The 21475-nt window shown below is 32.1% G+C and carries 20 protein-coding genes; 4 read left to right on the top strand and 16 right to left on the bottom strand.

The window, feature by feature from the left end:
• Positions 1–104: 104 nt before the first annotated feature.
• The gene (gene wsfD / locus CLMAG_RS08750; RefSeq protein ID WP_066621128.1) at positions 105–1592 is read left to right on the top strand and encodes a glycan biosynthesis hexose transferase WsfD; all 1488 of its coding nucleotides are present in this window, start codon (positions 105–107) and stop codon (positions 1590–1592) included.
• Positions 1593–1702: 110 nt separating this feature from the next.
• On the opposite strand, the gene CLMAG_RS08745 is transcribed toward wsfD, so the two are convergent.
• The gene (locus CLMAG_RS08745) at positions 1703–3163 is read right to left on the bottom strand and encodes an ArnT family glycosyltransferase (RefSeq protein ID WP_066621125.1); all 1461 of its coding nucleotides are present in this window, start codon (positions 3161–3163) and stop codon (positions 1703–1705) included.
• Positions 3164–3384: 221 nt separating this feature from the next.
• Between CLMAG_RS08745 and CLMAG_RS08740 the strand changes: the two genes are divergently transcribed.
• Both CLMAG_RS08740 and CLMAG_RS08735 read left to right on the top strand, forming a co-directional pair.
• Positions 3385–4443 (top strand): glycosyltransferase family 2 protein, encoded by a 1059-nt coding sequence (locus tag CLMAG_RS08740; protein ID WP_066621123.1) that lies wholly within the window; start codon positions 3385–3387, stop codon positions 4441–4443.
• Positions 4444–4470: 27 nt separating this feature from the next.
• Positions 4471–4860: a GtrA family protein gene (locus CLMAG_RS08735; RefSeq protein WP_066621115.1), complete on the top strand. Its 390-nt coding sequence runs from the start codon at positions 4471–4473 to the stop codon at positions 4858–4860.
• 153 nt (positions 4861–5013) lie between these two features.
• Here CLMAG_RS08735 and CLMAG_RS08730 read toward each other — a convergent pair whose 3' ends face one another.
• The 11 genes from CLMAG_RS08730 to CLMAG_RS08680 all read right to left on the bottom strand — a co-directional run bounded on the left by CLMAG_RS08730 (position 5014) and on the right by CLMAG_RS08680 (position 16272).
• A complete protein-coding gene (locus tag CLMAG_RS08730) occupies positions 5014–5649 on the bottom strand; it encodes a tRNA-uridine aminocarboxypropyltransferase (protein ID WP_066621112.1) in 636 nt (211 codons plus the stop codon).
• A 52-nt stretch (positions 5650–5701) separates the two neighbouring features.
• Positions 5702–6469: a methyl-accepting chemotaxis protein gene (locus CLMAG_RS33575; protein WP_066621109.1), complete on the bottom strand. Its 768-nt coding sequence runs from the start codon at positions 6467–6469 to the stop codon at positions 5702–5704.
• Between the two features lie 17 nt (positions 6470–6486).
• Positions 6487–6924 (bottom strand): MCP four helix bundle domain-containing protein, encoded by a 438-nt coding sequence (locus tag CLMAG_RS33570; protein WP_066621106.1) that lies wholly within the window; start codon positions 6922–6924, stop codon positions 6487–6489.
• Between the two features lie 179 nt (positions 6925–7103).
• Complete coding sequence (locus CLMAG_RS08715; protein ID WP_066621103.1) at positions 7104–7526, bottom strand: HIT family protein; 423 nt, start codon at positions 7524–7526, stop codon at positions 7104–7106.
• A gap of 162 nt (positions 7527–7688) precedes the next feature.
• Positions 7689–8633, bottom strand: coding sequence for a sugar kinase (locus CLMAG_RS08710; protein WP_066621100.1), 945 nt, complete (start codon positions 8631–8633; stop codon positions 7689–7691).
• A 19-nt stretch (positions 8634–8652) separates the two neighbouring features.
• Positions 8653–9300 carry a bifunctional 4-hydroxy-2-oxoglutarate aldolase/2-dehydro-3-deoxy-phosphogluconate aldolase gene (locus CLMAG_RS08705; RefSeq protein ID WP_066621099.1) on the bottom strand — a complete coding sequence of 216 codons (648 nt, stop codon included), beginning with the start codon at positions 9298–9300 and terminating at the stop codon, positions 8653–8655.
• Positions 9301–9418: 118 nt separating this feature from the next.
• On the bottom strand, positions 9419–10945 hold the full coding sequence (locus tag CLMAG_RS08700; RefSeq protein WP_066621093.1) for an MFS transporter: 1527 nt from the start codon (positions 10943–10945) through the stop codon (positions 9419–9421).
• A gap of 35 nt (positions 10946–10980) precedes the next feature.
• Positions 10981–12384, bottom strand: coding sequence for a glucuronate isomerase (gene uxaC, locus CLMAG_RS08695; RefSeq protein WP_066621091.1), 1404 nt, complete (start codon positions 12382–12384; stop codon positions 10981–10983).
• Between the two features lie 222 nt (positions 12385–12606).
• The gene (locus CLMAG_RS08690) at positions 12607–14205 is read right to left on the bottom strand and encodes a mannitol dehydrogenase family protein (protein WP_066621089.1); all 1599 of its coding nucleotides are present in this window, start codon (positions 14203–14205) and stop codon (positions 12607–12609) included.
• Positions 14206–14310: 105 nt separating this feature from the next.
• Entirely contained in the window at positions 14311–15381 is a 1071-nt protein-coding gene (gene uxuA, locus CLMAG_RS08685) for a mannonate dehydratase (protein ID WP_066621086.1), read from the bottom strand.
• A gap of 216 nt (positions 15382–15597) precedes the next feature.
• Positions 15598–16272, bottom strand: coding sequence for a GntR family transcriptional regulator (locus tag CLMAG_RS08680; RefSeq protein WP_066621083.1), 675 nt, complete (start codon positions 16270–16272; stop codon positions 15598–15600).
• A 343-nt stretch (positions 16273–16615) separates the two neighbouring features.
• Here CLMAG_RS08680 and CLMAG_RS08675 point away from each other — a divergent pair, with 343 nt between their 5' ends.
• Positions 16616–17551, top strand: coding sequence for a metallophosphoesterase (locus tag CLMAG_RS08675; protein WP_066621080.1), 936 nt, complete (start codon positions 16616–16618; stop codon positions 17549–17551).
• 84 nt (positions 17552–17635) lie between these two features.
• On the opposite strand, the gene CLMAG_RS08670 is transcribed toward CLMAG_RS08675, so the two are convergent.
• The 4 genes from CLMAG_RS08670 to CLMAG_RS08655 all read right to left on the bottom strand — a co-directional run bounded on the left by CLMAG_RS08670 (position 17636) and on the right by CLMAG_RS08655 (position 21202).
• Positions 17636–17992 carry a GNAT family N-acetyltransferase gene (locus CLMAG_RS08670; protein ID WP_073392947.1) on the bottom strand — a complete coding sequence of 119 codons (357 nt, stop codon included), beginning with the start codon at positions 17990–17992 and terminating at the stop codon, positions 17636–17638.
• The gene (locus CLMAG_RS08665) at positions 17949–18263 is read right to left on the bottom strand and encodes a MarR family winged helix-turn-helix transcriptional regulator (RefSeq protein ID WP_082831855.1); all 315 of its coding nucleotides are present in this window, start codon (positions 18261–18263) and stop codon (positions 17949–17951) included. Before CLMAG_RS08665 ends, CLMAG_RS08670 begins: the two co-directional genes overlap by 44 nt.
• Positions 18264–18388: 125 nt before the next feature.
• Positions 18389–19633: a GTPase HflX gene (hflX, locus tag CLMAG_RS08660; protein WP_066621075.1), complete on the bottom strand. Its 1245-nt coding sequence runs from the start codon at positions 19631–19633 to the stop codon at positions 18389–18391.
• Positions 19634–19723: 90 nt separating this feature from the next.
• Entirely contained in the window at positions 19724–21202 is a 1479-nt protein-coding gene (locus CLMAG_RS08655) for an Lsa family ABC-F type ribosomal protection protein (RefSeq protein ID WP_066621072.1), read from the bottom strand.
• Positions 21203–21475 lie beyond the last annotated feature (273 nt).

The raw sequence follows: 21475 nt of genomic DNA, 5'->3' as shown, positions 1-21475 counted from the left end.
CAATCCGTCATAAAACAATTAGGTTTAATTTCTAAACTTATGGCAATACTTTCTTTGGATGGATATATTCCCTTTTAAAATTGGCCCCATGAAAGGAGAGTATTATGCTAAATATAAAAAAAAATAAGTTATCCCTCAGAGACTATTCAAACTTATATATATACATACCAATTGTCAGTACCTTAACAGCTTGTATAATAGCTTTATTTACACTGTTCTCCCCTCCTATGCCAGGCATAGCAGATCAAGGAGATTTTGAAAGGGTAATGAAGGTTACTGGTCTAGGAAATACCAAAATGCAAGATGCTTCTCACTGGTTCAAATATGTTGTAACTGAATACGAAGCGCTTCCAACAAGCTTTTCTAGACTCTCAGGTGAAATTCCAACAACAAGTATGATCTATCCTATTACGATAGGAAAATTATTATGCAGTGTGATTGGCTATAATTATTTTGACACTAGAATTTTGGCTTTCATTTACTTAGTTTTGTATATGACAGGTTTATATATATGCCTTCGTTGTATCCATTTTAAAAATATAAGTACAGCAATTTTTTTCAGTATATTATCTGTATTTGTATTGGTAGACGGAAACTATCTTGTATGGTTTAATAGCCTTTATGGAGAGCCAATGATGATTGTAGGATTCCTTTTATTTATCTCAAGTATTCTCTACCTTTTAAAACATAGAGAAGATAAACCTTATAAAAAATTTCTATTTATATTTATTTCATCAGTTTTGTTTCTCGGTTCCAAGGCTCAATGTTTTATTGCATTACCACTTGTGGTTTTTATTATATTAAGGGTGATAAAAATTAATAGAAAACAACTTTTTACTAAAACTAACATATTCCTCATTATTACCATACTGGCATTAACTTTCTATGTGAAAGGCACATATTCTCAGATTAATGCTTCCTGTGGTGTAGATACAAAATTTAATTCAGTTTTTTACGGTATTTTGAAAAACTCACAAAATCCTAAAGAGGACTTAGAGCTTCTTGGCTTGTCTCCAGATTTATCTGTGGAAGCAGGTAAACATGCTTATTTGCCCAAGGAGGCATATGTAAAATACGTTCCTTGGTCAGATATAACTAATAAAGAATTTAACGAAAAAATCAGCAATATAAAGCTAGTAAAATTCTATATTCTACAGCCTGACAGGCTATTAAAGGGTATGGAATATACTGCATCTAAGAGCTTTCATACTGAAACTGCCCTAGGTAAATATGAAAAATCCAAGGTGCCGAAGTATACTCCTGAATTTAATCGTTTCACACTCTGGTCAGACTTTAGAAACTTCAAGTTACCTAAAACCTTATCCTTCATAGTAACTTTTTATATTTTAATATTTTTATTTTCTGTTATTGAGTACATTAAGCATAAACATGATGCTGTAGTTACTCTGCGAATAGAGATTTTATGGATAATCATTCTAATTGGTATTATGCAATTTCCTATGCCCTATATAGGCAACGGAGAAGCAGATACTGCAAAGCAGCTTTTCCTATTTAACTATACCTTTGATATTACTTTTTTGGCTGCCTCTACCTGGATTTTTAATAAACTGGTTTCGCTGAAAAATAGGTAAAAGGCTTCCACTTTTGCATCAGCCAAAAGTGGAAGCCTTAGTTTTTGCGTGGGAGAAATTTTCACTTTAAGTAGCCCGCAAACTCTACTCATTAGTAACGACACTCGTAACTACTTGCTGTAAATACAGGCATTTTCATTTTCAATTACTATTTTGAGATTACGAATATTGTTACCTAAATCAATTTTTTTATCCTTTGTAATAAAAAGGATGGTACTATTATCATTCTCCTTTAAGAATCCTTTTATTCCTCCTGAAACTGGAACTAAGTCACCATATAATTCAGCACATAGCCAGTAGCTCTGTTCAAAGTGATCAACATAGATCTTTCTCCCTTCATACTCTGGGTGCTTTTCTAGTTTCTTGAACAATACCTGAATAGGATCTGGTTTGATGCTATGGATTTTATCTATGATTAACAACTGGTTTTTAGTTATAGATAATATTATCATACCAATCAATAAAATCGACATAATAATATTTGTTCTTTTAATCTTTAGAAGCATACTTGAAGCCGCCCCAATGCTTATAGCCATGGCAGGATAAACAGGAAAAATATACCACCATATCTTTGTCTTTGCTATCGTGTAGAGCAAAAATGGTATGGTTATCCAGAGCGCTATACATAAAATATAATTCTTGTTATCATCAGTTAAGGTTTCTGGGCCAGACACTGTAATAAGTGCCAGTGTAGTACTTGTAAAAACTAAAAACCAATAGAAATATGACCATTGAAAATGTTCAAAATAGTAACACATACCCCCAATATGGCCTTCTAAGGTTCTAGAGGTCCTAGCCATTAAATCATATCCTATCATGTTCTTGAAAAAGACAAAACCATCTTGGCTATACCTTAATATTGCCCAAGCAAGAACTGGCAATGAAGTACTTAGTATAAATAAGGCTATCACTTTTTTATTCATCCTAAATAATTCTCTATTCACAACCAAATATATAAATATAATAACTGCTATGCTACCTGCATGCCAGCTCTTGGTTAGAAACGCCAGTGCAAAGGTGAACCCCGAGCCATAAAGCCATCGGATACTTTTTTCTCCTAAGGTTAAACACATGATAGACAGTGTGAAAAATAAAATAAATATGGAATCTGCGTCTCCAGATCTAGAACAATGGTCCATAATAAAAGGCACTGTGGTAGTTAACACTGCTGAGGAAATTAGAGAAGCTATTTTTCCGTGATTGTATAAAACAAATATAGATACTGCCATTATTGTTAACACAGCTGATATAGCAGAAAATAGTCTTAACCCTAAAGCGTTAAAACCAGCTAGCTTATACCCTAATATTATTGCCCAATAGCTTACTGGCGGCTTCAAGTTCCAGTAATCATTATTATATGCATAAGTATTTACTATATAATTATTCCTTTTAATCATTTCATAAGCGTTAACTCCATGTCTTGCCTCATCCCAGCTATATATAGGTGCAGTACCTAAATTATAGAATATATTAAATATCGATGTTGATAAAATTATTATTAAAAAAAAATTATATCTCTTCTCAATAAAATCAACTATTCTATCCACTAATTTTGTATCAAACATATTCATCCCTATTCTCCTCGTGCTTCTATATTTTCGCTGTATAACTTTTACATATTAGGCTCTATTTTATTCTTCTAGACCTCATATAAAAATATTCATAAATAAAGAAAAAACTTTAATAAAATTCATCAAAATAGGAATAAAAAAGTAGATTTATACTAAAACTAGGAACTGTGGTTATTTTACAATTACCAATATTTATTAAGGATGTTTCCAGGAGGTACATTATGAATAACAAGCTTATCTCAATAGTTGTTCCCATGTATTTTGAAGAAGAAGTTGCTAAGGAATGTTATACTCGATTAAGCAATGTAGTAATAAAAAACAATCTAAACTATGAACTAATTTTTGTTAATGATGGAAGTACAGATAAAACTCTACAAATTCTCGAAGAATTTGCTAAAAAGGATTCCCATGTGAAAGTTATAAGTTTTTCAAGAAATTTTGGTCATCAGATTGCAGTTACTGCCGGAATTGATAAATCTAAAGGGGATGCAGTAATTATAATAGACGCTGATCTCCAAGATCCTCCCGAGCTTATACCTCAAATGATTAGGCTTTGGGAAGAAGGCAATGATGTAGTATATGGAAAACGAAAAAAGCGTGATGGTGAAAGCCTATTTAAACTCACTACAGCAAAACTATTTTACAGAGTTTTAAACAAAATGAGCAGTGTGGAAATTCCAATGGATACGGGAGATTTTCGACTAATTGATAGAAAAGTAGTAGAAGCCCTAAAAAAAATGCCTGAACATAATAGGTTCCTAAGAGGAATGTCAAGTTGGATTGGATTTAAACAAATACCTTTAGAATACGAAAGAAAAGAACGTTTTGCGGGAGAAACAAAATATCCTTTAAAAAAGATGATAAAATTTGCTGAAGATGGAATATTCTCTTTTTCTTCCAAACCATTAAAGTTAGTTGAACACCTGGGTTTTGATAGTATTTTAGTATCTCTAGTAGTTTTTATATATTTATTGATAAAAATATCTCTAGGGTCTTCTGTAAGTTCCATAGGATGGATAACAACCTTAACCGTAGCCTGCTTTATTGGAGGTATTCAACTTATTTCTGTGGGAATTGTTGGTGAATACATTACTAGAATTTATGATGAAAGTAAATGCAGACCTTTATACATAGTAGACAAAGAAATAAACCTAGATGGGAATCTTGAGAACTCTTTGAATTATTCTGACGGTGAGATGAATTTATATAAGAATTCACAAAGAACTTTATATGTAGTTAACGATAGTGCAAGTGCTAGCGAAGATTGTGATGCTAAGTAAAATATATTTTTTAATAGAAGAATTATTATGATTAAGCTAATAAAGTTTTGCATCGTTGGAGCTGCTAATACTATTATAACATTGGTTTTCTTTTATCTTTTCAACAAAATTTTACTGCTTGACTACCTGCTAAGTACAGTAGTTTCATATTCAATAGGTATGTTAAATAGTTATATTTTAAATAAGCAGTGGACTTTTTATGACAAAGATAAAAGAATACTTGCCCAACTCACAAAATTCATTGCGGTTAACGGAGTATCATTAGCAGTAAACCTAATGGTTATGCATTTATTAGTAGGCAAATTATACATTGATGCTTTCCTTTCTCAAATTTTTGCTACGGGTTTTTCTACTATTTCGAACTATCTTGGAAGTAAACTTATTGTATTCCGCAGCATCAACCACTGCTCAGATTAAATTGCACTACTATGATTCAATGAAGTGAAATCTTAATTCAGATGGGGTAAAAGAATTTTCATCTGAATTAAGATCTTGCTTCAATAGTTGAGTAAAAAAGCAGCCAAGTGAATTTCTATTAGATTCTTATTTTTTATATTAATATAAATACCTCTATTCTTTTAACTTTTGCCCAGTAGCGCCCGCTTTGAAACTTTTTAAAAACAAATCAAAAACTTCCTCTATAGCTTCTGCATCCTTTAGTTCATCATTTGCTTTTAATACTTCGATTGCTGCCTCTATAGTACATAAGTTTTCTTCTGAAGCCCCTCTTCTCAAATCATATTTAGACTTAAAGGTAGGTTCTAGTGAAATTATAGGTATTCTTTTCAAATAATCACTTTTCCTTAATATTCTCCTTGCTTCTTTCCATGTGCCATCTATAATAATAAATGCTGGTGGCTTACCTGAATTGTTATATTCAACTTTTCTAACTGCGCCCTCTTCATCTTCTACGGGAAACAACAAGTATACTTCATAAATTTTACTATTTATATTTTCAAGTAGCTTTTCAGGGATATTTGTTCTCTCCCAAAGAATAATCTCAGTTGAATCTGGATTAGCTAGTTTTAGTAATCTTGCAGTATTTGAAGGCCTGTAGAACTCTCTCTCTGTTGATAAAATCCATATCTTTGCATTAGTCTGTATCCTAGGGACGATACCGCAAATACAATTAATCATAGGCAAACCACATATATCACAGCTTTCGTGTAATCTCGTTATTCTCTTTACTTTATATTTTAAACTCATGCTTCCTCCTAATTCTATTTCTTCACGAATATATTTAACTAATGAGGGATTTTTACCTTTTTACTTTATTGCCAAATATCTGATCCCATGTGTTTAAAGCATCCATTTCAAGTATCATAGTAAATGATTTTATAGAATCCTCGATTAGAACAGTTTGATTGTTTAAACTATTTTTGCCTGAATCTGTAGTTTTTACTACCAATTGTGACTCTCTATTAATATCAGAAATAAGTAGGTTTATATCCCTAGCAGAGCTCTTAGACTTTTCTGCTAGCTTTCTAATCTCCTCTGCAACTACAGAAAATCCTCTTCCTACTTCCCTTGCCCGTGCAGATTCAATTGCAGCATTTAATGCTAGTAAATCCGTTTGTTCAGCAATTGAGTTAATAATATTAGTTATATTATTTACTTGTTCCACGTGCCTATCTAACTGTATAACTTTAGTTCTTACTGTGTCAAAAGAATCGTTGACAATTTTAATAGAATCAAATAAAATTTTCAGCTTCGAATTACTATCTTCCGACATTGCATCAATATGACGGATATTTGAATTCACGTCGTTAACTGATAAAGCTATTTTATCTAAAGAATCTGCAAAGTTATCTAATGAAGCTTTTATATTTATTAAGTCACTAGATTGACTATTGGCAGAATTAGCGACATCTTGAACTGCTGTACTAATTTCTTGTGTACAGGATGACATTTCATCAGAAGTTCCTAATAAGTTTTGGGCTTGCAAATTTACGACATTAGTGGAAGCTTTTATTGCCTCTAGCATAGTAGCAACATTTGAAATTGTCATATTTAGAGACTTCTTCATTTTACCAAACTCATTTTTTAAAATTGATTAAATTTTTCTAAATCTATACCATAAAGCATCTCTCCAGATTCAAACTTTTTAATTTGTGCATAGTAACTGACATACTCCTTTTTAAACTCCGACAAATTATTTTTCTCTATCCTGCTTAAATTTAAATTCTCATAATCGCTTATTTTCTTATTTATAGTACTATTATAGTTATCAATATTCTTTACATCATCCTCATTAAAGCCTCCAATAGTTAACCTGTTAACATTCATTCTAATGCCTGAAAAAGTTTCTCTTATATCCTCCGTCTTTATAATCTTTATTAAAGCATCTTCATACATTAAAGAAGAGTTATTATTTATAGATCTCATATTACTATAGCCGACCACTGCAATAGATAATGACATAATTGTAGATAATATAACCATTAATATGATACTTCTAATAACTTTAATATTTTTCAGCATAATTTTCTCCTTTCAAAGCACTATATTTATATCACAAAAGCCATGCAGCTTTTAAAGAATTTAAATTCCAAATATTTTTAAGCATACTAAATATATCTAAAAAATTCAGATATATTTAGATATATCAAATAGGGGCACCTGATTAACAAATACCCCTTAAGTCTGTCTATTAAACTTAATTACAGATTTTCTTTTATAAGTTCAATTCTTTCGCTATATTCTTCATCGCTAAGATATGTATTCTGAGGATTCATTTCGAATACACCGCCCCATGAATAGTTATCTTCGTACTTAGGAACTATGTGAAAATGAAGGTGTGGAAGCTTATCTGAATATGCTCCATAGTTTATTTTATTAGGTGAGAAAGCTTTTTTAACTGCAGCAGCTACCCTTGTAACATCTTTCATATATGCATTAAGTTCTTTATCCTCTAATTCAAATAGTTCATTTACATGACCTTTATAAGCTACGATACATCTTCCTTTGTATGTTTGTTCTTTAAACAAGTAAACAGTAGATGCATCAAGATCACACACTTTAATCATTAAATCATCAAGTCTTTTATCTTTCTCGCAGTAAAAACATGTATTTTCATTACTCATAATAAATTCTCCTTGCTTTACTTATAATTTTGTTTATCCGATGACTACCCGCTCTAATACTCCCATCTTTTTCAAAGTGTACGTTTCGAGCGGCTACGTCCCTGAATTCGTTCAACTAAGAACCAGATGGAGTTTGAAACTCCATCTGATTCAAGTTTCACTTCATCTATCTACAACTTTCTTTTTATCCATAAAAGCCATAAGTTGATCTAGATAAGGATATCCTTCCATATCTCCTTGTACTAGAGTAGCCATAGCCCCTACTCCATTACCAAGTTGACCACATTCTTTTAGGCTCAAGTTTTTTAGTATTCCTGATAAAAATCCTGCTGCAAAACCATCTCCTGCTCCAACAGTATCTACAGGCTTAACTTTATACCCTTCTACATATACTCCGATCTCTTTATCTACCACATAACATCCCTCTGCACCAAGCTTTACAACTACTGTCTTGCAACCCATTTCTATAAACTTATTTGCTATTTCTTTCTCATCACCAGTTTCTAGAAGCATCTCCCCCTCTTCTTGTCCTGGGAAAATTATATCTGCCATTTTTGCTATTTCTAAAAGCACTGTTTTTGCTTCCTCTAAAGTCCATAATTTTAACCTAATATTTGGATCAAAAGAAATAGTAACTCCATTTTCTTTAGCTATTTTTAACACTTCAAATACTACATTTCTCATGCTTTCTGACAAAGCTGGAGTTATGCCTGTAATATGAATTATCTTAGCACTCTTTATATACTCTAAATCTAAATCCTCTATAGTTAGCTTACTTGCTGCTGAATCTTTTCTATAATAATATACATTAGGGTTTTCACTACTAAATCTCTCTTTGAAAAGAAGGCCTGTATTTGCTTCCGAGTCAAATCTTACTCTTGATACATCTACGCCCTCTCCTCTAATAGTATTTTGAACATACCTTCCGAACTCATCATTTCCTAGTTTTGAAAACCATCCAGATTCATGTCCAAGTCTTGCAAGCGCTACAGCAACATTAGAATCTGCTCCACCTACAGCCTTATTAAAACCATGAACATATCTTAAAGGCCCGTTTGATTCTGGGTTAAAAAGCACCATCGATTCTCCAAAAGTTAATACTTCCACTTAATATTCACACCTCCCCTTAATTATTAGCTCTTGCTTTTCTTACTTCTTCAACAAACTTTGCTGCTGTTTCTGTAACTAATTCATAATCTCCTGTTTTAGCACCCTTAGTTAAATCTCCGCCAGTACCTACTGCTACAGCTCCTGCTTTTATCCAATCTTTTATGTTATCTAAGTTAACTCCACCTGTTGGCATAAAGTTTCCTTGTGGTATAGGTCCTTTGAAAGAACTAATAATTGATGGACCATAAGCATTGCCTGGGAATACCTTTAATATTTCAGCACCATACTCAAGAGCCTCAACAGCTTCTTTTACAGTCATTATTCCTGGCATTATAGCAACTCTATATCTGTTACACATTTTAACAGTTTCTACATCAAGATAAGGGCTTACTATATATTTTGCTCCTGCAAGTATACAAGCTCTTGCCGTTTCTGGATCAAGTACTGTTCCTGCTCCTATAATTAAATCTTCATCTTTGTATATTTCTGATATTTCTTTTATAATATCTATTGCACCAGGCACAGTCATTGTTATCTCTAAAGCCTTAATTCCACCTTTTTTTACTGCTTCTATAACTTTTATTCCCTCTTCTTTTGATTCTGCTCTTATTACTGCTACAACACCGCATTCCATTATTTTTTGTATGGTTTCAATTCTTTTCATTATTAATCTCCTTATAGTCAAATAGAATAAATTTTATCTGTTTACCAAATGTTAAATATAAATGATTCATAGCAAATCTATAATCTGCTCTGAATCATTTAATCAGACTTGTTCTTAATTAAGAAACACTTTTTTGGGCTGTGTTGCCGCCTATCCAAACATCTTCATATTTATAACCAGTAAGATTTTCAACAACTGCTTTTGTTTCTGGATCAACATCTTTCTTTGAACCATTATTTTTTAGACGCTCAATTTCATCTACTAATATACCATGTGTATCTTTATTAAGCTTGAAAGTAAATGCAATCATTAGAGCAAGTATAAGTAATCCAATAGCTCCAAATACTAGGGTATTTGCAATAGTTTCCATTACTTCAGGTGGTTGAACTGGTCTTCCTTTAACAAATCCACCCTCTTGTAATATAACCCCGACAGCAAATGTAGCAATTGCCACACTACTTTTTCTAGCGAAAGTCATAACTGCAGCAAAAAGTCCTTCTCTTCTTTGTTTTGTAATAATTTCATCTACATCTGGTATGAATGGGAATACATTCCACGGAGTAAACTCCAATACACTTCTCCCTATTTGATAAACACCAGCAATTATATATAACATAGCAGTATTAGATCCTGTGTTTGTCATATAAACACCATAGAAACATAATAAACATGCAATCATTAATGAATATGATAATTTAAACAGACCAGAAGGTCCTATCTTAACCATCAAGAATCCAGCAAAGATAGTCATAGGTATACCAACAACACTAAGTGAAAGTAAGTTAGCAGCAAGTGTAGCTGAAACTTTTAAATCGTAAACACAGAAGAATACGAACAAAGCATTAAATACATCTTTTGCAGTAAATGATAGTAAGTAAATACCTAAATGTTTTCTGAAACTTTTGATTTTTAACGTAGATAAATAATCCTTAACTATTTCAACAACAGCCTTTAGTTGTTCACCAAAACTTTTTTGTTTATTAGCTTGAGCTAATAATTCCTTTTCCATTTCAGGTGTTAGTTCTCTTTCCCAAGTCGCTTTATATGATATGAATATACAAATAGCATATATTATAGCAAAAGTTAATCCATTAATAAAATATGCTTCTGGACTGTTTTGTCCAAAGTGTTTAATTAATCGTCCAGGAACAAAGGTTGCTAAAAATGTACCTGTAGCAGAGATAAACATTCTTGATGTAGAAATTATTGTTCTTCCATTGAAGTCCTTTGTCATTTCTGCTGGCAACGTTTCCCACGGAATTAATACCATAGCAGCAATTATTTCAAATGCTAAGTAAGTAAGTAGATAGAACCAATAGTTCATTCCTGTTACCCATAATAGAACATAAACTGCCATTAGAGGGGATCCTATTAATAAGAAGAAACGACGTCTTCCGAATTTTTTACCTAATCTAGTTTTATAGAAGTTGTCTGTTATACTTCCTATAGCCAAACTAACAATTGCATCCACAATACGAGCAACTGCAATAATGGAAGCCCCTTGAATAGGTGTTAAACCAGCAAAAGTTGTATAAAAATATAGTAAAAAGGCTCCTATGATTGTAAATGCTCCGCCGCCCATTAAATCTACTAATCCATAACCAATACCTATAGGTACCGTAATTTTTCTTGCTTTATTAGCCATGTTATTTACCTCTTTCTTACATATATATTTTTTATTTAAAGACCAAAGTATTCGTTTGCATTCTTGTAACATATACCTTGAACAATATTTTTTAATAGCTTCATATTTGCTGGTACTTCACCGTTTTCAACCCACTCTCCAATTAGGTTGCAAGCTATTCTTCTAAAATATTCATGTCTTGTGTATGATAAAAAGCTTCTAGAATCAGTAAGCATTCCAACAAAGCGGCTTAGCAATCCAAGATTAGCTAATGCTTTCATCTGCTCAATCATTCCATCCTTGTTATCATTAAACCACCAAGCAGCTCCAAATTGCATTTTTCCTGGAATTCCATCTCCTTGGAAATTACCTATCATAGTTCCAAGAACATAGTTATCCTTTGGATTCAAAGTATATAAAATAGTCTTTGGAAGTGAGTTTTCACTTTCTAGTGCGTCTAAAAGTCTAGAAAGCGGCTCTGCTATACATGCATCGTTGATGGAGTCAAAGCCAGTATTAGGCCCTATCTTTTCTAGCATTCTCTTATTATTACTTCTAAGAGCTCCAATATGAAGCTGCATTGTCCAGCCTAGCTCATGATAAAGCTTACCTAAAAATCTGATGGTATATGTCTTATACTTCTTTTCTTCTTCTTCACTTATGCCTTTACCCTCTAACGCTTTTGTAAATATAGCAGCTGCTTCCTCTTTTGAAGTTTCAGCATATACTACCTTTACATCTAAGCCATGATCTGATAATCTGCATCCCACGGAGTGGAAAAATCTAACTCTTGATTCAAGGGCTTGTAATAATTCTTCATAACTAGTAATATCTATTTCTGAAACTTGTTCCAGCTTTTTCACCCATGATAAGAAGTTAGATCCTTTAATTTCAACTCCGCAATCTGGTCTAAAGGTCGGCAAAACCTTTACATTAAAACTACTATCTTCTTTTAGCTTTATATGATATTCTAATGTATCTATAGGATCATCTGTAGTACATATAGCTTCTACATTTGATTTTGTAATTAAATCCCTTGCTCTAAAGCCTTCTCCATTAAGCAACTCATTAATTTTTTCCCAAATTGCTGGTGCAGTATCTTCGTCTAATGCTTCATGTATTCCAAAAAATCTTTGAAGCTCTAAATGTGTCCAATGGTAAAGCGGATTGCCTATGCTCATAGATATTGTTTGAGCCCAAGCCATAAACTTATCATAATCACTAGCATTTCCTGTAATACATTGTTCATCTATACCATTGATTCTCATTGCTCTCCACTTATAATGATCACCATATAACCACGCTTCAGTTATATTTTTAAATTTTTTATTTTCATAAATTTCCTTTGGATCTATGTGACAGTGGTAATCAATAATAGGCATGTCCTTTGCATAGTTGTGATACAACTCTATAGCAGTATCACTAGCTAATAAAAAGTTTTCATCCATGAATTTTTTCAATATAATCAACTCACTTTCAGATTAGTTTTTCAATACATATAAGTTTAATTAGGGGTATCAGATAAGAAAATTAATCATAATCTGACACCAAGTAAAGTTGTTAATTAGAATAATCTGTGTTATATTATTTTATAGATATTTTTTTCTGTAGACATTTTATCATTCTGTATTTATAGTCTTCGCCAAAATATATAAATCGGAACGATAAAAATGCCTACTTTTTTATTTTAAATATTTTTCTAATGTGGATCTTACAGCACCAGCTCCAGAAATCAACTCACTAAAGTAGTTCTCAATTTTTTCTCCTAACCCAACATTATAAAGATTCAATCCAAATATCTCTTCATTTGAAAGTATTGGTTTTAAACTATCTTGAGCAGATTCCTTATCTCCTAATTTTATTTCAGAAACATAGGATTTCAATGTATCTAATAAAGGATCTGGACTTAACTCCATCTTGTTGCCAGCATCGTCTACTCCCATTAAATATCTGCACCATCCAGCAATTACAAGTGGAATGTATTTAAGGTTTTTAGGGTCTAAATCTGCACTTTCAGCATAAGCCTTAATTGTCTCTCCAAATCTTATACCTACCTTTTGAGATGTATCTGATGCAATTCTCTGAGGTGTATCAGGTATGTGTGGATTTGGAAGTCTTACATCAATTACTTCTTTAATAAAATCTTCTGGTTTAAGAATTTCAGGATTTACAACAACTGGCATTCCTTCTTCATATCCAATCTTTTCAACCAATTTCTTTAAGGATGAATCTTTCATTTCATCTGCAATTAAGTTAAATCCTAGTAAGCATCCATAAACTGCAAGAGAAGTATGAAGTGGATTTAAACAAGTACATACTTTCATAGTTTCAACTCTTTCAACAGTCTGTCTATCAGTTAAAAATACTCCTGCATCTTCTAAAGGCATACGACCATTTGGAAAATCATCTTCTATTACAAGATATTGTGGTCCCTCTGCGTTTACAAAAGGAGCAATATAAGTGTTAGCCTTTGTAATTACGATATCAGTGCTTTCAAAACTGTTTGATTCTAATGTTTTCTTAACACTTTGTGAAGGTCTTGGTGTAATTTTATCTATCATACTCCAAGGGAATGATACCTTCTTAGGATTATTGATATATTCAAGGAATCCTTTTTCAACTAATCCAGATTCAACCCATTTGCTTATAACAGTTTCTAATGCATCATGAAGCTTTTCACCATTATGTGAACAGTTATCCATACTTACGTAAGCAATAGGTAGCTCGCCGCTTTTATATCTTGTATAAGCTAGTAATGCAACTTTAGTTATAATACCTTTAGGCTCTTTAAAACTATTTAATATATCTTCATGTGAAAGGTTTTTGACACTATAACCCTTTTCTGTTATTGTGAAACTTGCCATTTGTAATGATGGTTTTGAAAATATAGTTTGTAGTCTTTTCCATTCATCTTCTCTTGAATAATCTGCTGCTAAGCTTTCACCTATACTTCCTACAACTTTTTTATTTAAGCTTCCATCAGGATTCATAATTACAAGTAAACTTAAGTTATCGTAAGGAGTATAAATCTTATCAACGATTTCGTAATCAAATCCTTCTACTGTTACAATACCAGTGTCTACTTTGCCAGTGTTTAAAAGCTCTTGCTGAAGCATGGCTATAAATCCTCTAAAAATATTTCCAGCTCCAAAGTGTACCCATGTAGGATTTTCCATAGTTGCAGCTGACATCTTTTCATAATCAAACTTTGGAAGTTCTATAGCAGCTTGTCTCCATACATTGGTGTCTTTTATATTTTCTTTATTAAGTACTAACTTCATATTTCTTGTCACCTCTCTATAATTATTATGAGATTTGTTTCTTACAATAATTCGAGCTATTTTCACAATTATTTATAAAACTTAGTTTCTCACACTATATTATTTTTACATATTAATTTTACTTCTTTGAAGAGTATCCCATATACCCCAAATGTACATAATTCCAAGTGCTCTATCATAAAGTCCATAACCCGGTCTACATTGTTCATTCCAAATATGTCTTCCATGGTCTGGTCTTGCATATCCTGTAAATCCTACTTCATGATAAGCCTTTACTATATCACAAATATCTAGTGAACCATCACAAGTTCTATGAGAAGTTTCGATAAAATCTCCATTTTCGTAGATCTTCACATTTCTAATATGAGCAAACGCTATTCTATTACCAAATTCTCTTACTATTTCTGGCACATTATTATTCGGATCAGAACCTATGGCACCACTACAAAGAGTAAGGCAATTATATGGATTATCAACAAGTTTTAATAACCTTGCTAAGTTTTCTCTATTTTTAACAATTCTTGGTAATCCAAAAATAGACCAAGGTGGATCATCCGGATGAATAGCCATCTTAATATCGTTGATCTCAGCTACAGGTATAATTTGCTCTAAGAAGTATTTTAAATTATTAAATAAATCTTCTTCTTTTACATCCTTATAGGCTTCGAAAAGCTTAGATAAATTCTTTAACCTTTCTGGTTCCCAACCAGGCATTGTAAGATTAGGATTTGATGCTATTTTATTAACTAATTCCATTGGATCTATATCGTGAATTTTAGCTTTCTCATAAAAAAGTGCTGTTGAACCATCTTCTAATTCTTTATATAAATCTGTTCTAAGCCAGTCAAATACAGGCATGAAATTATAACAGATTACTTTTACGCCAACCTTAGCTAGTTTTTCTATTGTTCTCTTGTAATTTTCAATATACTTATCTCTAGTTGGTAATCCTAATTTAATATCTTCATGAATGTTAACACTCTCAACAACATCAATATTAAACCCATGCTTATCAGCTAGTTCTTTAAACTCAAGAATTCTTTCCATAGGCCATTCTTCGCCTGCTGGCATATCATGAAGAGCCCAAACAAGTCCCTCAACCCCGGGAATCTGCTTTATTTGTCCAAGTGTAACGGTATCATTGCCTTCACCGTACCATCTAAAACCCATTTTCATAGTAAAATTCCTCCAGATAATTTTTAGTATTTTTTCTTTCACATACATTGTTAACAATACTTATATAATAGAGTTAACAAGTCAAAGTTCTTTTTTATAATTTCAATCACCTATAGTTTAATAGCATCACCCCTTTCAAATACATATCATCTAGTTAGCCTTACAAAGATCATAAAACCATAGTTTCATAATTGTTATATTTCCTTTATAACCCTCCTATTCTTTAAAATAGTCTGGGTAGTCTTGCATTAATTGTTTTTTATCATAAGTAACCATAGTTAGATGATCTTCCATAACCTTTTCAGCTCTTTCAGGATCTTTGTTTTTTATCGCATCAACAACACTTAGATGCTGTGAATAAATATGTTCCCATTTAAAGTTAGCTAACAATCTAAGTACACGAATTCTCTGGAAGTCAGTACTCATGTCATTAATAGTTGCCCATATTCTTCTTTTGTTACATCCTTCAAAGATTATCCTATGAAATTCCTCATCTGATTGAAATAACTGTCTATAATCACGATTTTTCATATACATTTCCTGAAGCTTTAAGTTCATTTCTAAAGAGAAGATTTTTTCTTCTGGAAACTCCTCACAAGCCAGCCTTACCACAGCTCTTTCTAAATTTTCACGTAAAAATCTAGCCTCTTCTACTGCAGACAAATCAATCAAAGATACAACTGTTCCTTTTTGTGGATATATACTTAGTAGCCCATCCTGTGATAGTCGAACAAATGCCTCCCTGACAGGAGTTCTACTAACATTATATTTTTCTGAAATTTCTTTTTCAGAAATGCTAGTACCTGGTTTCATATATAAATTAATAATCTCTTCTCTGAGAAGGTGATATATTTTTTTACTTGTAGAATTCTTACTTAATTCAGCAGTCATAATTAGTTTCCCCTCTTTGACTACAACTACCACACTTGTATGGTAGTTGTATTTATTTTTTAACTGCCATACTTGTATGGCAGTTTTCTCTATTTTTTAGCTACCACACTTGTATGGTAGCTATGTTATAAATAAATTATAGCATAACCGTTTACAAAGTCAAGTTAAAAAAATAACAATTTGAATAAAAAAACAAATTAATTTTTCTACACTTCTACATTGCTTTTTACATATATTATTGTTCCCATTAGTGACTATAAATAATAACGAATAATTGCTTTTCTAAATCACATAATAATGTTGATATGAAAGTTGATTTTATTTGCCATAAAAGAGGTGTGCTATGATATCAGAAAAGAAGTTAGCAGAAAAGAGATTAACAGAAGCCTATAATAATGCCAAAATTGAATACTTTGATAACAATTCTAAATATATATTTTTCAGTGACTGTCATAGAGGGGATAATACACCATCTGATGAATTTGCAAAAAATCAAAATATCTTTTTATTTGCATTGGAATCCTATTTTAATAATGGATATACTTATGTGGAAGTTGGAGATGGAGATGAACTTTGGGAACACTCTAATTTTAAACATATAAGACTGGCACATGATGAGGTATATTCCCTATTAAAAAAGTTCTTTGATTCCAATAGATTGATTATGTTATATGGTAATCATAATATACACTTAAAATATAACGACTTTGTAGAAAAAAATTATTATAAATTCTACGATGATTATAACGAGGAAGAAATAGAATTGTTTCCTGGGATTACGCTTTATGAGGCAGTAGTGTTTAAACATAAAAATACAGGACAGGAAATACTAACGGTTCACGGTCATCAAGGAGACAGAATGAATGACAAGTTGTGGCATTTTAATATGCTTACAGTAAGATATTTTTGGAGATTTCTTCACTCAATAGGATTTATAAATCCTGCAAGTCCTGTAAAAAGTTCCGAGAAGATTCATAAAATTGAACGGATTTATAGTGATTGGATTGAAATGAATAAAATTATGATCATCTGTGGACATACTCATAGACCGCATTTTCCCAAAATTAATGAATTACCTTACTTCAATGATGGATCATGCGTCCGAGCAAGTGGAATACAAGGTATTGAAATAGCCGACGGAAAAATAATGTTGATTGAATGGAGGATCAGAACTGATTCAGATGGTGATCTTCATATAAAAAGAAAAATATTAAGAGGGCCAGAACCAATCGAAACATTTGATTTAAGAAATAATAAAACAAATGAATTTAGCAAATAAAAATGTTCATAACCCCTTGATTTAAGGCAAAATAAAAGAGTGCAAATATCATTGTAATTTTACACTCAAAAATTATTGCATTCTTTATTTTTGCACCTCTAAATTTAATATTTTCTCATAGCAATAGAATGGTTCTTCCTTTCCTAAGAAGCTCATTTCTCCAACGAATTCATAACCACACTTTTTAAATAGTGCATTCATTTTTATATTTATTGAATAGGTGTCTGTCTTTAAATAGACTATACTATTCTCTAGAGCTAATTCATCAGCAAATCTCATTAATTCAGTACCAATTCCACTTCTTCTATAGTGCGAGTTAACCGCCATTCTATGAACAACTATACACTCTTCACTTAATGCCCAATTTAATTCTTTATACTCAATTGGCTCTACTTTATTAATACATGCGAAACCAACCAACTTTCCTTCTCTCTCCACCACAAATAAGTCTCCACATTCTTTTATCAGTATCATCTCTTTTTTTATCTATATATCCCGCTTCAATAAGCTTCTGTATAGCCTTAGTTGTTGTAGTTTTGTCAACTTTTAAAAGGTTTGATAAATCAATTTGATTAATTCCTTGATTTTCACATATTCTTGTTAAAAATGTAAATTGACCTTTTTGTAGACTTATTTCTTTAAATTTCACATCACTTATAAAGTGAATACAACGTGATAGAGTTCCTATTTCACTTAATATATCACTATTCATAGATTGACAATAATTTCTCCTTACCCAATCCGTCCTCCGTTGCCGTTACTATATTAAAAGGTGCACAGACATATCTGTTTCCAAAAGATGACTAAGGATAACTATATTTTAATCAGGCTTTTAAATTATTTATATCTTCTGTAATCTGATTCTTTGCATTCCATCGATATTAACACTCCATTACTATTATATTTAATCGATTTAATGTTGGCATTATTCTTAAAGTATGACAGTAGGTTTCCTTTTTCATATGGAATTAGCAGCTCACAGTAAACATACTGTAGAAAAGTCTTTTTGCAAATTTCATTTACTAGTTCACCTATTCCAGCTTTATTTTTAGCAGAAATATATATGCAATCTTTTTTATCTTTTGTGATTTCACCCTCTACTAAATCTGTCTTATTATAAGCATAAATAATGGGGATATTGCCTGCCCCCAGCTCTTTTAATGTCTTCTTTGTAACTTCAATATATTGTTTATAATTAGGGTTTGAACAGTCAACTACATGAACTAACAAGTCAGCTTCAGTAATTTCCTCTAAAGTTGAGCGGAATGCATTTACAAGCTGGCGAGGTAGCTTACTGATAAATCCTACTGTATCACTTAACAGGAATGATTTATTATCTGGCAGTTTAATATTTCTTACATAAGTCTCTAATGTAGCGAATAACATATCCTTTTCAAATACCTTCTTATCAATTGAAGAACTGTATAAATCAATCATTGAATTCATAATGCTTGACTTACCTGCGTTTGTATATCCTACCAAAACAACCACAGGTATTCCTGATTTTTTACGCTGTTTTCTTTGGTTCTGCCTTTGAACTACAAGTGTTTCCAGTTCTGCATGTAGACCACTGGTTCTATCCTTAATCTTTTTGTGATCAAGTTCAAGCTTTGTTTCTCCCGAACCTTTGTTTATAAACCCTGTCCCAAATGCCTGATGACCTAATGTTTCTCCAAGGCCAGTTACCCTAGGCAGAATATACTGTAATTTTGCTATTTCTACCTGCAGCTGTGCTTCTTTGCTTTTAGACCTCTTAGCCAGAATGTCCAAAATCAGAACCGTTCTATCTATTACCTTACATTTTAAAGCTGTATACAGATTACGAATTTGTGATGGAGACAGCTCATCATTAAAAATAACCATGTTCACATCTTTTTCGTGAATTAATGTAAATAGTTCTTGGATTTTTCCCCTACCTAGATAATGTGACGGATACACTCGCTCTAATTTTTGAGTAATTTCACCAACTAATTCAATATCACATGCATTAGCTAGACTACATAGCTCCTCCATCATATTTAAGAATTCTTTATCATCCTTGAGATTACATCCTACAATTACTGCTCTTTGTTTTTGTTTCATACAACTTCCTCCGTTCATTACTGTTCTATTTTAGACAAATAAAAAGGGGAGCCCTGCCACTCCCCCTTTAGCACACTTTTATTCGCAAAACTAAAGCTCAACACTCTTTGTTGCAATATTTTTGCAAAATTCACTATCGTGTTCCACAAACAGTAAAGTTGGTGAGTATTCAAGCAATAACTCTTCTATTTGCATACGAGAGATAATATCAATAAAATTAAGAGGTTCATCCCAGATATGCAAATGAACTTTCTCGCAAAGACTCTTTGCAATCAGCACTTTTTTCTTTTGGCCACCACTGAAAGATGATATATCTTTTCCAAATTGATCTCTAGAAAAATCAAGCTTTCTTAAAATAGCTTTAAAAAGACTCTCATCAATATTGTTATTTGAAGCATAGTCGGTCAGATTGCCCTTAAGATACGATGTATCCTGGGAGACATAGGATATTTTAAGCTGACTTCCTTTGTTGAAACTACCTGTGTAGTTTATATCCTCACCACAAATAAGCTTGATAAGACTTGACTTTCCTGAGCCATTTTTACCTTTAAGTACAATTCTGTCACCTTGCTCAATACTAAAGCCAACATCGTTACAAACCATGGTGTCACCGTAAAAAATTGAAATATTCTCAAGTTCCACAAGTTTGTTTTTATGATAAACAAGTTGAGAAATCTTCAAGCTGTCGGAGCTTTCAATATTTTTGAGAAGCTTAGACTTTTCTTCAATAGCACCTTGCTGTCTGCTTTCAATTGACTTAGAACGTTTCATAATTTTAGCAGCTTTATGTCCAACATAACCTTTATCCAGCTTTGAACCAGAGTTTGTTGTTCCTTTCTTGGATTTTTCTACTTCATTGGACCAATTACTTGTTCGTTTAGCAGACTCAGATAAACGATTAATATCTTTTCTAAGTTTCTCGTTTTCCGCAAGCTCAAAATTATCCTGTCTTTGTTTATTTTTCCACCAGATGGAAAAATTACCTTTTTGTATTTCTATATTTGTCTTATTTATTGAGAGAACATGGTCAATACAGTTATCCAAGAAATACCTATCATGTGAAATCAGAATAAATCCTCTCTTTTTTCTGAGGTAATTACTTAGTTTTTTTCTAGCTTCAGCATCCAGATGATTTGTAGGTTCATCAATAAGTAAGAAGGAGTTTTCCTTCAAAAACATAGCAGCAAGCAATGCCTTGGTCTGTTCTCCTTTTGACAGTGCATAAAACTGTCTGTATAAAACATCATCATCTATATCTAAAAGCGATAATTCTTTCATTATTTCCCAATCCATTGAATTTGGACTGATTTCCCTTATGATATCTATAGTGAAATTTTCTTGTTCCTGAACCTCATAAGGAAAATATTCAAAGGTTACATTGGCTGAAATATTTCCAGCATATTCATATTTATCAAGTAAAAGATTCAGAAAGGTAGTTTTTCCTCGCCCATTTCTTCCGGTAAAGCCCAATTTCCAATCGGTATCAATTTGAAAGCTTACATTTTCAAAAATATTATCATAACTACCTTCATAAGCGAAGGTCAGGTTTGTTACATTTATTAAAGACATATTTTTATCCTCCTTTGTAATTAAAAGTACAAACAACAAAGTCAGAACAATAGGTGACTGGTATTACTCCATATAAACAGAGTTCTTAGTGTTTTTGACACTTAGAACTCGTTATCCAGGGACGTACCCGCTCTTTACTTCCCCTTAGAGAAGGGGGAAGTATTAGAGCGGGTAGTCATCGGATAAATGTCACCTGAAGTATCCGGCTCTATATGGAGATTATCATGCGTTATCGAAGTATCTTTATTATCCATTGTATAATTCCTCCTACTT

It is taken from the genome of Clostridium magnum DSM 2767 (genome assembly GCF_001623875.1).
GTDB classification, from domain to species: Bacteria; Bacillota; Clostridia; order Clostridiales; family Clostridiaceae; genus Clostridium_AM; species Clostridium_AM magnum.
Note: the sequence above shows the minus strand (reverse complement) of the source record. Positions and strands in the feature narration are given on the sequence as shown.